The following is a 13,504-nucleotide window of genomic DNA, read 5'->3' on the forward strand; positions in this document are numbered from 1 at the left end:
TGCGTCGATGCGGTCGCCAATTGGTTCATCCAAAAAGACGAGAGTAAACGCGAAAACGGCCAAGTTTACAAGGGCGGCCGCAACTCATTGAATGTAAACGGATTTTTCGGCCAAGCGCACGACGGTCCGGACTTGTGTATAACGGCGTGCGTTTAGGGTCGTGCCGGCGACTTTATGCATGGTGAACTTAATGTCGGCAATTGGACAACTTTCTGCTGACCATATTCGGCTGCGGATTCAATCGGCACGAGACGAGTTCCACAATCGCCGATCGCCGTATTCGATTCAAGACAGGACACTCCATCCCCGGAAAATGTCCGGCAAAAAAAAGGCCGGCCACATCGTGAGATGGGCCGGCCTGAAACGCTTTTTAGGCGTGGGGATGGTCGGTGTCCGGCGGCAATCGTGCCGCCTGGATGAAATTCGTGCCGGAAAATAAGTCCGGCAACTTGTCGCACGGCTTGAACCGCGCGCTACAGGTGTTACTTTGCCAGCAATACCCAAAGTCAGGCTTAGGACTTCATTAAGGCAGCTTAAATACTCCTTCGCCCCCTTACAATCATCAGGCTAGTGAGTTTGTCCGGACTACGTTATCGTTTTGACTATCAGCAGGGTCCGCTGGCGCGCGGGAAAGGCACAATGCCTGGCGCGTCGGCCAGGCATTGAAGGGGAATTGGTGCCGATGTTTAAGGCCACCGGCTAGCCTGCTGAGTCATGCTCTGTGACATCCCTTGCCAGCTTGGACACGGTGACCAACTGGAGCACGCTTGGTACAGCGAGACGGATAATATAGGGTCAATATGACGGCCAAATGACCATTGGCGATTTTTCGTCGCGCGGCACGAGAGACCTTACACAAGCTAGGGATTTGCAATGACAACACCGGTTTCCCCACCGCACCGCAGCGCGCCGCAACCGGCAACCGCGCTGCTGCTGGCCGCCCTACTGAATGCCTGCACACCACTGGCGCCACCGCCAATACCGGTGCCGGCCGCAGCCATATCGCCGGCCAAACCATCAGTGCCGACGCCCCCTTCCAACGCGGCGCACGCCGACATGGACGCGACCACGCAAGCGCCTTACCAGCACGCCCGCCAACTCGGCCAACAGGTGTTGAGCATAGCGCCGGGCCGCTCATTGATTGCCGTCACCGTCAGGCGCGGCGGCGCCTTCGCCCGCTTCGGCCACGACCACGTGGTGGCCAGCCGCGCCATCAGCGGTCTGGTCGCGCCGGCGGCGGGGCTGGCCGATTTCAGCTTCCGTCTCGACCAGTTGACGGTCGATGAAGCCGAACTGCGCATCCAAGCCGCCCTGGACACGCAACCGGGCGCCGACGCCATCGCCGGCACCCGCCACAATATGTTGGTCAAGGTGCTCGACGCCGAACGCTATCCGCTGGTCAAGGTGCACGTCGAGCGCGGCGCCGCTGCCAATGCTGATGCCGATGCTGATGCTGATGCTCCGCTGGCGGTCAGCATCACCTTGCACGGCGTCAGCCGCACGCTGTCGATTCCGGTGCGCATCGAACGCGAGCGAAACACCTTGCGCGCCACCGGCACGGTACGCTTCAAGCAAAGCGACTTCGGCATCGTGCCCTACTCGCTGATGGGCGGCGCGCTGGCCGTGCAAGACCAGCTGGAATTGCGCTTCGACCTGGTCGCGCTGGCGCCGTAAACAAAAAAATGCCCGCAAGCTTGCGCTGCGGGCGAAAGGTTTCAAATCGGGAGAGACTTGAAAGAGCAAGGCCATTGTGGCAGTGCAGCATGACATCTTGATGACAAATCAGTCAATATTTCTACCAAGACTAGAAATGAGCCGGCTCCTGGTCTTGACCGCACCGGCCGCTGGCCGCTGGCCGCTGGCCAGCCTAGCGCGCCACCATCAAGCGCAGGCCGAGGCCGACGAAGATCGTGCCGGCAATGCGGTCCAGCCACAGTCCGGCACGCGGATGGCGGTTGATCCACTTGCCCACTGCGCCGGAAAAATAGCCCAACAAACCGAACAGCAAGCAACCCTGGGCCGTGAAGATCAGTCCCAGCTGCGCCGTCTGCCAACTGACATCGCCACGCTCGGCGATGACGAACTGCGGCAAAAAAGACAGGAAGAACAACACCACCTTCGGGTTGATGCTATTGGCGAACAAGCCTTTGGCGAACAGCTTGCCCAGGCTGTCGTCGGGCAGGCCGTCGCCGCCGACGCGGGTGCCGCCACGGCTACGCAAGGCGCCGATGCCCAGCCACACCAGATACAGGCCGCCGAGCAGCTTGAGGCCGCCGAAGGCCAGTGGCGACGCGGCGATCAGCGCGCTCACGCCCAAGGTGGCCAGCACCGTATGGCTGAGGCAACCGAGCGCGCAGCCGAGGCCGAAGGCCATGCCCTGGCGCCGGCCGCGCGACATGCCTACACCCAACACCATCAAATTGTCCGGTCCCGGCGAAACGGTGATCGCCACGGCGACGCCAAGGAAGGCGAGAGCTTGTTCTGGAGTAATGAGCACGATACAGTTTCCCGGTCGAAAAAAACGCCATAATACCCGGGAGGAACGGAGGATGGCAAAAACAGCCACTTTTACGCGGCTGTGGCTTGCGTTTCGGCAGCGACCTGGCGTTGTCGATTAAAATGGCTTGCTCAGCCGCTTACTCTTATCACGCCGGTGTCGGCGCCGCAGTGGCGGGCCGACAACCCCGACCACCCATGAATATTGCACGCAAGATGCCAATTCTCCATCCCCGTCTTGCGCCAAGCCACCGCGCCGCAGCGCGGCCAGCGTCTGCGTCTGCGTTTGCGTCTGCGTTTGCGTCTGCGACCGCCAGCTCGCCGCGCCGGCCCGACCAGGCCATCACACCCGGTCTGCTCATCCGACTGCTGCGACTGCTGCGACTGCTGCGGCTGCTGCCGCTGTTGCTGTGTCTGCTGTCGCTGCTGTGTCTGCTCGCCGCCCTGCCCGCCCGCGCCGCATCGCTGGCGACCTTGCAGGACGGCCAAACCAGCCTCGACCTGGCGCCCCACGCCACCCTCTACCACGCCGCCGCCGGCCAATCGCCCCCGGCCAGCGCCGCCGGCCTGCCCGCCATGCTGGCCGGCCTGCGCCCCGCCGCCAAAGTCGACCTGCTGGGCGGCAGCTACTGGCTGCACGTCGAGTTGCGCAACGACAGCACCACCACCGCCTGGGTGGTCGATCCCAACGACACGCTGATCGACCAGGTCGAGATCGGCCTCTACGGCGCCGACGGCACCGTCAACCGTCGGCAAACGGGCTACCGCGCGCCGCACGACTACATGCTGCATTACGGCAAGGACATCGAATTGCAGCCCGGCCAGCGCTACCAATTGCTGCTGCGCTTCTCCAGCCCCTACTACGCCCGCACGCCGGTGTTCGCGCTGGCGCCGCAGCCGGCCTACCAGCGCCTGGTGGCGCGCGAGAACGTGCTGACCATCGGCGCCATCGGCGCGCTGCTGGCCTTGGCGCTGTTCAACTTCTTCATCTACTCCTACACCCGCGACAAGTCCTCGTTGTACTACTCGCTGTACGTGCTCAGCTACGCCGCCGGCTGGGGCCTGACCTTCCACCTCGGCACCGACCTGTTCGACTGGCACGATCTGCGCGTCCACTACCTGCCCTTCTTCCTGCTACCGGTGCTCAGCACCTTGTTCTACACCCACTTCCTGCGTCTGCGCCAGCACGCTCCCCGGCTGTACCGGCTCAGCCACATCAACCTGGCGCTGCCGCTGCTGGCCCTGCCCAGCTGCTACTTCGCGCTCAGCTACGCCCACACCCTGGCCACCATCGTCATCATGATCTGGATGACCTTGGCGCTGATCAGCGGCATCGTCGTCTGGTGCCAGGGTTACCAACCGGCGCGCTTCTTCGTGCTCGGCTTCGCCGCGCTGATGTTGCCCGGCCTGCTGATCCTGCCCGCCAACGTCGGCCTGATCCCCGCCGTGGTGCAGAACGCCCAGCTGTTCACCCTGCTCGGCGGCACCCTCGACGGCCTGCTGCTGGCCTTCGCCCTGGCCGACCAGATCCGCCTGCTGCGCAACACCCTGGAGCAGCGCGTCGCCGAGCGCACCACCGAGCTGAACGCCGCCAAGGAGCACGCCGAGGTGGTCAGCCGCCACCGCATCGATTTCCTGTCGGCGATGAGCCACGACATCCGCACCCCGCTGGCCGGCGTCATCGGCATGCTCAAATTCGCCATGCGCGACCGCAGCGTGCGCGGCCGCACCGAGGAATACCTGCGCATCGGCCTGCAGAACGGCGAGGCGCTGCTGACCATCCTCAACGACATCCTCGACTACTCGAAGATCGACGCCGGCAAGCTATCCATCGAAAGCGTCGACTTCGACCTGATGCTGCTACTCGACGACGCCGTCGCCATCCTGCAGGCCCAGGCCGACGCCAAAAGCCTGCTGCTGCGCCGCGACGTGGCGCTGGACCTGCCGCGCTACGTGCGCGGCGACCCGACCCGGCTGCGCCAGATCCTGCTCAATCTGCTGGGCAACGCCATCAAGTTCACCGACGGCGGCGAGGTCCAATTGCAGGTGACGGCGCTGCCGGCCCTGCCCGGCGACGGCGACGGCGGCCGCGCGGCGGCGTTGCGCTTCGCCGTCAGCGACACCGGCCCCGGCATCGCGCCGGCCACCTTGTCGCGCCTGTTCCAGAAATTCGAGCAGGCCGACCACTCGACCACCCGGCGCTACGGCGGCACCGGCCTCGGTCTGGCGATCTGCAAGGAGCTGGCCGAGTTGATGGGCGGCGGCATCGGCGTCGACAGCCGGGTCGGCGCCGGCTCGACCTTCCACGTCACCTTGCCGCTGGCGCCCGGCGTGGCGCCGCCGCCCGATCCGCTGGCCGCGCCGCGCCGCCAGCCGCACGCCTACCGGCTCAGCGTGCTGTGCGCCGAGGACGTGCGCACCAACCAAATCATCATCGCCACCCTGGTCGAACAGATGGGCCACGACATCCACCTGGTCGAGAACGGCCTGCAAGCCCTGCAGGCGCTGGCCAGCGCCAGCTACGACCTGGTGCTGATGGACGGCCGCATGCCGCTGATGGATGGCGAACAGGCGGTGCGCGTGATCCGCGCCGGCGGCGACCTGCAACACCGCGTGCTCGAACCGACGGTGCCGGTGATCGCCCTGACCGCCAACGCCAGCGACCTCGACCGCGCCCGCTACCTGGCCGCCGGCATGGACGGCTTCCTCAGCAAGCCGGTCGACGAGCGCCTGCTATACGACCAGTTCGAGCAAACCATCGCCCGCCTGCTCAGCCGTGGCCGGGGGCTGCGTCCGGCCACGGCCATGGCTGAAAAGGCGCCGGCGTCCGGCCAGACGCCGCCCAGCGATGCCGATCTGGCCGCCCAGTTCGGCATCGCGCCGCTGCCGGCCGACCTGGCGCCGCCGGCCGGCGCGTTCGAGCCGCCGGCGCCGGACCGCGCCGCCCAAGCGGTGCAGCCGGCTCAACCGGCTCAGCCGACGCAGCCGAATACCATCCGCATCCAGCCGCTGGCCGGGCTGTCGCACAAACATCTGCAACGCATCACCCAAGCCTTCCTCGACGAGGCGCCGCGGCGCTTCGCGCTGGCGCGCCAGGCCTTGGCCGAGGGCAACGCGGCGGCCGCCTCGACCGCCCTGCACGCGCTCAAGGGCAGCGCCGCCTACCTCAGCTCGACCCGGCTGCACGGCCTGTGCCACCAGCTCGAGGAACTGGCCAGCGCCGGCGCGCTGGAGTCGGTCCTCACCGCCCTGCCGCAGCTGGAGGAAGCGTTGCAACAAGCCTGCGCCGACCTGCGCGACAGCCATTGCAACAATTGCATCGCCACACTGCCCGGCGCCGCCTGAGCGTGGCCGCGGCGATCGGCGGTAGCATATGCACACCAACCCCAAGAACCACCCCCAATATGAGTCGCGCAACATGAGCAACGAAATCAGGGCCTGGGTGCGCATGCCCTCGGCCAAGCGGCTGGACTTGCTCGACCCGACCCCGTTCGACTGGGAGGACGCCGACCTGGCGCTGGGCCTGGCCCGCACCTACCGCTGGGGCGGCCACTCGGCCTGGCCGCTGCCGCTGTCGGTGGCCCAGCATTCGATCGCCGTCATGCTGATCCGCCGCGCCGCCGGCGCCCGCCCGCCCGACCCGGTGCGCGAGCTGCGCGAGCTGCTGCACGACGCCGAAGAGGGCCTGCTCGGCTTCGACTGCATCTCCGTGCTCAAACCCTTCCTCGGCGAAGCCTTCCGCGAGCTGACCCAGCGGCTGGAGCAGGCGGTGTTCCTGCGCTACGGCCTGCCGCACTGGACCAGCCGCGAACACGCCCTGCACAAGCGCGCCGACCGGCTGGCCGCCGCCAGCGAAGCGGTGCACGTGGTCGGCTGGTCGCGCCACGAGGTGCGGCGCACCCTGAAAATCAGCGCGACGCCGCTCGATGTCGACCCGTTGCAACAACTATACGGCGGCACGCCATGGGAACCCTGGACCCCGGTGCTGGCTTGCGAACGTTTCCTGGAGCAATTGAACCTGTTGAAAGGACGCCTCTAGCGGCCCGCCGAAAGTCGTCAAAGCCGCCTGGCCAGCGGCTTTGCGGCCGTCGGCGCGGAGCACTTCGCAGGCGTTTTCTCATTAAAGTCGGCTAAGCGACAGTTTTTAAAGCGCTTTTTAGAGATATCCACACCAACTGTGGATAAGCTTGTGGGTAAGTGCCACTTGACAGCGCGGAACGCCAGTATCGATGCGGGTTTCAACAAAATGCCCAATCCACAGGCAATAATTTTTATGAATAAAATCAATGACTTACAAACACACAACTGGGCTCGTCAAAGATTCCTTCCGTCAATACAAAAAATATTTTTTGTGCATAACACCAGCCTGACACCACCGCCCGGGAATCCTTTGACAAAACTTCCGCCTAGGAATAGTGTCACTCTACGGAACAGGTCTATTCACTCGCCACAGGAAGATGCATGAACCTGAACGACGACGACAGCAACACCGACTGGATGATCGATGACGAATCGAACCCGGCCGCCCCGGCCGCCGACACGGCCACGCCGGCGCCGTGGAAGGTGCTGATCGTCGACGACGACGTCGACGTGCATGTGGTGACGAAATTTTCATTGAGCAACGCCTGCTTCATGGGGCGCCGCCTGTGTTTCCTGCACGCCTACAGCGGCGACGAGGCGCTGACCGTCCTGCGCAACAGCGGCGACGTGGCGCTGGTCCTGCTCGACGTCATCATGGAGACCAGCGACGCCGGCCTGCGCGTGGCGCGGCAGATCCGCGAGGAACTGGACAACCAGTTGGTGCGCATCGTGCTGCGCACCGGCCAGCCCGGCCAAGCGCTGGAGCACAGCATCATCCTCGACTACGACATCAACGACTTCTGGTGCAAGACCGACCTGACCACCCGCAAGCTGTTCACCACGGTGATCTCCTCGCTGCGCGGCTACGCCAACCTGCTGGCGGCGCGCCAGCGCAGCGACGCCCTGGCGGCGGCGCTGGCCAGGAGCCGGCAACTGCTGGCCGCGCTGGACCAGCACGCCATGCTGATGGCCTTCAACCGCCACGGCAAGATCACCGAACTCAACGACAAACTCTGCACGACACTGCAATATTCCCGCGAGGAACTGCTGGGCCAGGGCGGCGAGGCCCTGCTGCCCCAGCCCTGGCCGGCCGAGCAGCAGGCGGCGGCGCTGGCCGCGCTGGCCCGGGGCGAGCCTTGGAGCGATGTGGTTGGCATGCGGCGCCGTGACGGCGAGCTACTGAAGCTGCAACTGAGCGTCACGCCGACGTTGGACGCGGACGGCAAACCCAGCCAATACATCGCCCTCGCCACGCCCGTTTAATGGCAAGTCCGACAATTTGTGACAAGAAGTACTGTATGGACATACAGTCGTCATCTGCCGGTAATTTCGCCCAACACGCGGCGTAAACGTCGGCATCTTGCGTTCCGCAAGTGACTCGACCGGGCTAAGTTACGGATTGTTAAGGGGTTTTTCGGATATCCACAATGGCTGTGGATATCTTTGTGGACAACCCCCTATTGACAGGCCGGAGACCCTGTAACGGTGCGGCTTACAACAAACTGCCTATCCAAAAGGCAAAAACATAATCCTTATAAATCAATGACTTACAAACATCATGTTTCGTGCATGAAAAAACATCACGAAATTTCTTATCCATATTATTTGTGCATAACTTAAGCCGCCGGACGACTAAGCAGGGGAATAGCACGGACACACCAATTTCCTGCCGGAAAAGAAATCCGACAGGAAAGTTGGCGGCAAGGGAATCGCCGTCAATGGCGTCCCTTTCGCCGCAGTTCGGGATGTAATAGCACCCGTTTGATGACTTCCGGATCGATATTGTGGGATTTCAAGTATTCGATCGCGCAAATCGAGCTGAAACTGGCCTGCACCGCGATGCCCCGGTCGACCACCTCGCTACTCTGCATATTGCTGCGGAGTTGATAGATTGAGGGCGGCGCGCTGGCCTGCGGGGCGTCCAGGATGGGAGCGTTGATCATGATCGGTCTCTTTTCAGTTGAGGAAATCGGTCCAGGCCAATGCCAAAGCGGGGTGGCAGAAGGAGTATCGAACAATGGTGAGCAAAGTCAATGGCAGCTTCGTATCGACTCCGATTTTTTCTGCCGGGCGGCCGTGACTGCATGTGGAAACCCGCATGGACAGCGGCGCCGGCGACGGCGATAATTGCGCCATGACACCTGTGACAGCCCCCGATCGGCCCCGGCCCGCCTCCCTCAGCGACCTGTTCCTCTCCTTCACCGTGCTGGCCCTGCAGGGCTTTGGCGGCGTGCTGGCCGTGGTGCAGCGCGAACTGGTCGAGCGCAAGCGCTGGCTGACCCAGGAAGAATTCATCGAGGAATGGGCGGTCGCCCAGATCATGCCCGGCCCCAACGTGGCCAACCTGGCGCTGATGATAGGCGGCCGCTATTTCGGCCTGCCCGGCGCGATGGCGGCGCTGAGCGGCATGCTGGCCGTGCCGCTGGTCATCGTGGTGTTGCTGGCTGTGCTGTACGGACACTATTCCGACAACCCCGCCGTGGCCGGCGCGTTGCGCGGCATGGCGGCCGTCTCGGCCGGCCTGATCGTCGCCACCGGCGTGAAGCTGGCCTCGGCGCTGAAAAAACATCCGCTGCCGCTGGCCTTGAGCTTGCCGCTGGCCCTGCTGGCGGTGCTGTTCATGGTGGTGTTGCACTGGCCCCTGCCCTACACGCTGGCCAGCCTGGGCGGCCTGGGCTGCGCGCTGACCTGGCGCAGGCTCAAGCCATGAGCGCGCCGCCACTGCCGCCTTTGCAATTGGCGCTGGACTGGGCCGACTGGCTCAATCTGTTCGGCCACTATTTGATGCTGTCGCTGATGTCGGTCGGCGGCGCCATCTCCACCACGGCGGAGATGCACCGCTTCCTCGTCGTCGAGCAGCACTGGCTGACCCAGGCGCAGTTCAACGACTCGATCGCCATCGCCCAGGCGGCGCCGGGACCGAACGTGCTGTTCGTCGCCCTGATGGGCTGGAATGTGGGCTTGAACGCCGGCAGCACGGCGGCGGCCCTGCTCGGCGTGTTGACGACGATGCTGGGCATCATGTTGCCGAGCACCACGCTGACCTATCTGGCGGCGCGCTGGGGCCACCGCAACCGCGAGCTGCGCGCCGTACGCGCCTTCAAGCAGGGCATGGCGCCGGTGGTGGTCGGCCTGCTGGTGTCGGCCGGCATCATCCTCGGCAGCGCCCACCGCGTCGCGGCCACCGACTGGCCGCTGTGGTTGCTGTCGAGCGTCGCCGGCCTGCTGATCTGGCGCAGCAAGATTCATCTGCTGTGGCTGATGGCGGCCGGCGCCCTCGTTGGCGCGCTGCAACTGGTCTGAATTATGATTGGAACCGGGCATGCCGGCGAACCCCGGCGGCGCGACGCCAGGGTCGGACCCGACGGGTCCGACCCTAGATTGCGCCCCGGGGTTTTGCCGGCGCAGCGGTGACGCGCACAGATAAAAAAAGGGCCGCCCCCGCAGGCTCGACCCTTTTTTCGTGTTCTTACCGGCCCGGACGGCGTGCCGTCCAGCCGGAGCGGCTTACTCCTTGACCGACTCGATGGCGAAGCTCAGGCTGACGTCGTCGCCGACGTAGGGAGCGTATTTGCCGGCGTTAAACTCGGTGCGCTTGATCTTGGCCACCGCGTTGGCGCCGCAGGCATCCTTCTTGAGCATCGGATGCGGCATGCACTGGAACGAGGTCACGGTCAGGGTCACCGGCTTGGTGACGCCCTTGATGGTCAGGTTGCCGTCAACCGAGGCCAGCTTGTCGCCGTCGAAGTTGAACTTGGTCGACTTGTAGCTGATCGTCGGGAACTTGGTGGTGTCGAAGAAGTCCTCGGCCTGGATGTGGTTGTTGAACACGCTGTTGCCGGTGTCGACCGACTTGGTGTCGATCACCACATCGACCGAACCGGTCTTGGCGGCGCGGTCCAGCGTGATCTTGCCGGTGGTGTTGTTGAAGCGGCTCTGTTGGGTCGAGTAGCCGAAGTGGCTGTACTCGAAACGCGAGAAGGTGTGGCTAGGGTCGATATTGTAGGTATCGGCGGCGGCGAAGGCGGACATCGAGAAACCAGCGGCGATCAACAGGGCAACAATTTTTTTCATGTGGGACTCCAAGAGTGGACGGGGGATTCAAGATTCGACCAGGCTGCGCACCTTTTTGCACGCAACACACATTGCCTAGTTGTTATCATATCGAATGCAGCAAATTATGCTCGCGCACCATTGAGAAGTAAAACGAAATATTTCCCGCTTTATGATCGAAAAAATCGATAATAGCGTCACGCAAGTATCAGAAAATTCGCAACATCGCATTTCTTAATACTTTTTAAGCATATAGAAAGCTTTATATCTTCGTTTACCTGAACATAGGGTCGATGCCATACTCCACGGCATCGAAGTATCCGGCCAGACTCACCAAGTCGCCCAGACCGCCCTACAGCCCTCGTGCGATCCGCGAGCCAGGTACACGCAACAACCCGCCGCCGCGCGCCTAGACGCCCGCCGGCCATTACCCCTACTCCAGATTTATGCGCAATTTGACCAGTTTCTCCGCACCACCACCCGCTACCCAACGTCCCACGCTGATCCGCATCGCCGGCGCCAACAAGACCTTCGCCCTGCCCAAGGGCGGCCAGTTCCACGCCGTGCGCGACGTCACGCTGGAGGTGCGCGAAGGCGACATCTTCGGCCTGATCGGCAAGAGCGGCGCCGGCAAGTCCACCCTGCTGCGCCTGATCAACCTGCTCGAACGCCCCGACAGCGGCAGCATCACCGTCGACGGCCGCGAACTGACGGCGCTGCCCAAGAACGAACTGCGCGACGCCCGCCGCAACATCGGCATGATCTTCCAGCAGTTCAACCTGCTGCAAAACGCCAGCGTGTTCGACAACGTCGCCTTCCCGCTGCGCATCCACGGCGGCATGAACACCGAACAGATCGCCAGCCGCGTCACCGACTGCCTGGCCCTGGTCGAACTCAGCGACAAGACCGACAGCTATCCGGCGCAACTGTCCGGCGGCCAGAAGCAGCGCGTCGCCATCGCCCGCGCCCTGGCCAGCGGCCCGGCCGTGCTGCTGTGCGACGAGCCGACCTCGGCGCTCGACGCCGAAACCACCCGCGCCCTGCTCGGCACGCTGCGCGACATCAACCAGCGCCTCGACGTCACCATCGTCATCGTCAGCCACGAACTCGACGTGCTCGGCGAAATCTGCAACCGCGTCGCCGTCATCGAACACGGCGCCATCGCCGAACAGTTCGACCTCGACGACGACACCACCGCGCGCCAGACCGTGCTGGGCCGCGAACTGGCCGTCCTGCGCGCCGACATCGTCGCCGCCCGCGCCCGCAAGGAGCACCAACATGCTTGAATTTTTCACCACCGAACTGCCGGCCCGCCTGGCCCCCGTCGTCGAGATGCTGCCCGAAATGTGGCTGGCGCTGGGCCAGACCCTGACCATGCTCGGCATCGGCCTGACTGCCGCCGTGCTGCTCGGCGGCCCGCTCGGCATCCTGCTGTTCCTGGTCGCCGACGGCCAATCGCTGCACAACCGCCCCGCCGCGCTGATCCTCGGCTGGCTGGTCAACACGGTGCGCTCCTTCCCCTTCATCATCTTGCTGGTGGCGCTGGTGCCGTTCACCCGGATCATCGCCGGCACCTCGATCGGCCCGCTGGCCGCCGCCGTGCCGCTGTCCTTCGCCGCCATCCCCTACTTCGCCCGCATGGTCGAACAGAGCCTGCGCGAAGTGCCGCGCGGCGTCATCGAGGCGGCCCACGCCATGGGCGCCACCGAGTTGCAGATCGTCACCCGCGTCCTGCTGGTCGAAGCCCGCGCCGGCCTGGTGACGGCGCTCACCGTGCTGTCGATCAGCTTCCTCTCCTACTCGGCCGTGGCCGGCGTGGTCGGCGGCGGCGGCATCGGCGACCTGGCCATCCGCTACGGCTACTACCGCTTCGAGACCGACATCATGATCGCCACCGTGGCCATGCTGATCCTCATCGTCCAGGTGATCCAATTCACCGGCAACCGCATTGCCAAACGCATCGACAAACGTTAATCGACAAAGGAAGAAACAGATGACCATCACCCGCCGCGCCCTGCTGCTCTCGTCCCTGACCCTGGCCCTGGCGGCCGGTTCCGCCGCCGCCAAAGACCCGAAAGAACTGGTCATCGGCACCAGCTCCGGCCCCTACGCCGACCAGATCAAGCTGGGCATCAAGCCCATCCTGGAAAAGCAGGGCTACAAGATCAAACTGGTCGAGTTCAACGACTACGTGCAGCCCAACTTCGCGCTGGCCGAGGGCTCGCTCGACGCCAACGTCTTCCAGCACGCCGTCTACCTGAACAAATTCGCCGCCGAGCACAAGCTGGCGCTGACCGCCCTGGTGCAGATTCCGACCGCGCCGATCGCCATCTACAGCCGCAAGCACAAGGCGCTGGCCGAGGTGCGCGAAGGCCAGACCGTGGCCATGCCGAACGACCCGACCAACCAGGCGCGCGCGCTGGTCATCCTCGACCAGCTGGGCTGGGTCAAGCTGCGTGACAAGTTCGATCCGATCCGCGTGTCGGAGAAGGACATCGTCGCCAATGTGAAGAAAGTCAAACTGGTGGCGCTGGAGGCGGCCCAGCTGCCCCGTTCGCTGCAGGACACCGACTACTCCTTCATCAACGGCAACTACGCGCTGGCCTCGGGCATCCGCTTGAAGGAAGCGCTGCTGACCGAGAAGATCTCGGCCAACTACGTCAACCTGGTGGCGATCCGCACCGCCGACAAGGACAAGCAATTCGCCAAGGACCTCGCGGCGGCCTACCGCTCGCAAGCCTTCCTCGACGTGACCAACAAGCACTTCGCCGACTACGCCAAGACCGACGACCAGTTGGCCCTGGAAGCGGCCGCCAAACCGGCGAAGAAGTAAGCCCCTCCCCCCGAGGCAAAATCCGGGGTCGAACCCGCCGGG

At 64.2% G+C, this 13,504-nt stretch carries 12 protein-coding genes; 9 read left to right on the forward strand and 3 right to left on the reverse strand.

All coding sequences use genetic code 11. The features are described 5' to 3' along the window. The first annotated feature begins 1,056 nt into the window (after positions 1-1,056). Entirely contained in the window at positions 1,057-1,674 is a 618-nt protein-coding gene (locus tag H7U20_RS20740) for a YceI family protein (RefSeq protein WP_233410959.1), read from the forward strand. A gap of 193 nt (positions 1,675-1,867) precedes the next feature. Here the strand turns inward: H7U20_RS20740 and H7U20_RS20745 are convergent, their stop codons facing one another. Further along, a complete protein-coding gene (locus H7U20_RS20745; RefSeq protein ID WP_199761046.1) occupies positions 1,868-2,497 on the reverse strand; it encodes a LysE family translocator in 630 nt (209 codons plus the stop codon). 404 nt (positions 2,498-2,901) lie between these two features. Between H7U20_RS20745 and H7U20_RS20750 the strand changes: the two genes are divergently transcribed. From H7U20_RS20750 to H7U20_RS20760, 3 genes are all read left to right on the forward strand, one after another. Next, entirely contained in the window at positions 2,902-5,841 is a 2,940-nt protein-coding gene (locus H7U20_RS20750) for a hybrid sensor histidine kinase/response regulator (RefSeq protein WP_233410960.1), read from the forward strand. Positions 5,842-5,914: 73 nt separating this feature from the next. Continuing rightward, on the forward strand, positions 5,915-6,535 hold the full coding sequence (locus H7U20_RS20755) for a phosphohydrolase (protein ID WP_233410961.1): 621 nt from the start codon (positions 5,915-5,917) through the stop codon (positions 6,533-6,535). 422 nt (positions 6,536-6,957) lie between these two features. After that, on the forward strand, positions 6,958-7,839 hold the full coding sequence (locus tag H7U20_RS20760) for a PAS domain-containing protein (protein ID WP_199761047.1): 882 nt from the start codon (positions 6,958-6,960) through the stop codon (positions 7,837-7,839). Between the two features lie 452 nt (positions 7,840-8,291). On the opposite strand, the gene H7U20_RS20765 is transcribed toward H7U20_RS20760, so the two are convergent. Then, positions 8,292-8,519: a hypothetical protein gene (locus H7U20_RS20765; protein WP_199761048.1), complete on the reverse strand. Its 228-nt coding sequence runs from the start codon at positions 8,517-8,519 to the stop codon at positions 8,292-8,294. A gap of 191 nt (positions 8,520-8,710) precedes the next feature. Between H7U20_RS20765 and H7U20_RS20770 the strand changes: the two genes are divergently transcribed. Together H7U20_RS20770 and H7U20_RS20775 are read left to right on the forward strand one after the other, a co-directional pair. Beyond that, the gene (locus H7U20_RS20770) at positions 8,711-9,286 is read left to right on the forward strand and encodes a chromate transporter (RefSeq protein ID WP_199761049.1); all 576 of its coding nucleotides are present in this window, start codon (positions 8,711-8,713) and stop codon (positions 9,284-9,286) included. Beyond that, a complete protein-coding gene (locus tag H7U20_RS20775) occupies positions 9,283-9,879 on the forward strand; it encodes a chromate transporter (RefSeq protein ID WP_199761050.1) in 597 nt (198 codons plus the stop codon). Before H7U20_RS20770 ends, H7U20_RS20775 begins: the two co-directional genes overlap by 4 nt. Before the next feature lie 204 nt (positions 9,880-10,083). On the opposite strand, the gene H7U20_RS20780 is transcribed toward H7U20_RS20775, so the two are convergent. Then, the gene (locus H7U20_RS20780; RefSeq protein WP_199761051.1) at positions 10,084-10,650 is read right to left on the reverse strand and encodes a YceI family protein; all 567 of its coding nucleotides are present in this window, start codon (positions 10,648-10,650) and stop codon (positions 10,084-10,086) included. Between the two features lie 425 nt (positions 10,651-11,075). Here H7U20_RS20780 and H7U20_RS20785 point away from each other — a divergent pair, with 425 nt between their 5' ends. The 3 genes from H7U20_RS20785 to H7U20_RS20795 are packed head-to-tail and all read left to right on the forward strand — an operon-like array spanning position 11,076 to position 13,462. Next, positions 11,076-11,915 (forward strand): methionine ABC transporter ATP-binding protein, encoded by an 840-nt coding sequence (locus H7U20_RS20785; protein ID WP_199761052.1) that lies wholly within the window; start codon positions 11,076-11,078, stop codon positions 11,913-11,915. Beyond that, a complete protein-coding gene (locus H7U20_RS20790) occupies positions 11,908-12,603 on the forward strand; it encodes a methionine ABC transporter permease (protein WP_199761053.1) in 696 nt (231 codons plus the stop codon). The genes H7U20_RS20785 and H7U20_RS20790 overlap by 8 nt, the downstream gene beginning before the upstream one ends. Before the next feature lie 19 nt (positions 12,604-12,622). Beyond that, positions 12,623-13,462, forward strand: coding sequence for a MetQ/NlpA family ABC transporter substrate-binding protein (locus tag H7U20_RS20795; RefSeq protein WP_199761054.1), 840 nt, complete (start codon positions 12,623-12,625; stop codon positions 13,460-13,462). Positions 13,463-13,504 lie beyond the last annotated feature (42 nt).

The sequence above is a fragment of the Rugamonas violacea genome (assembly GCF_016461825.1).
Lineage (GTDB): Bacteria > Pseudomonadota > Gammaproteobacteria > Burkholderiales > Burkholderiaceae_D > Rugamonas.

Bases quoted from the DNA above. Each gene is read 5' to 3' on its own strand.
- H7U20_RS20740 (WP_233410959.1), top strand. From the start codon at position 1,057: ATGGACGCGACCACGCAAGCGCCTTACCAGCACGCCCGCCAACTCGGC.
- H7U20_RS20755 (WP_233410961.1), top strand. From the start codon at position 5,915: ATGAGCAACGAAATCAGGGCCTGGGTGCGCATGCCCTCGGCCAAGCGG.
- H7U20_RS20760 (WP_199761047.1), top strand. From the start codon at position 6,958: ATGAACCTGAACGACGACGACAGCAACACCGACTGGATGATCGATGAC.
- H7U20_RS20765 (WP_199761048.1), bottom strand. From the start codon at position 8,519: ATGATCAACGCTCCCATCCTGGACGCCCCGCAGGCCAGCGCGCCGCCC.
- H7U20_RS20770 (WP_199761049.1), top strand. From the start codon at position 8,711: ATGACACCTGTGACAGCCCCCGATCGGCCCCGGCCCGCCTCCCTCAGC.
- H7U20_RS20775 (WP_199761050.1), top strand. From the start codon at position 9,283: ATGAGCGCGCCGCCACTGCCGCCTTTGCAATTGGCGCTGGACTGGGCC.
- H7U20_RS20780 (WP_199761051.1), bottom strand. From the start codon at position 10,650: ATGAAAAAAATTGTTGCCCTGTTGATCGCCGCTGGTTTCTCGATGTCC.
- H7U20_RS20785 (WP_199761052.1), top strand. From the start codon at position 11,076: ATGCGCAATTTGACCAGTTTCTCCGCACCACCACCCGCTACCCAACGT.
- H7U20_RS20790 (WP_199761053.1), top strand. From the start codon at position 11,908: ATGCTTGAATTTTTCACCACCGAACTGCCGGCCCGCCTGGCCCCCGTC.
- H7U20_RS20795 (WP_199761054.1), top strand. From the start codon at position 12,623: ATGACCATCACCCGCCGCGCCCTGCTGCTCTCGTCCCTGACCCTGGCC.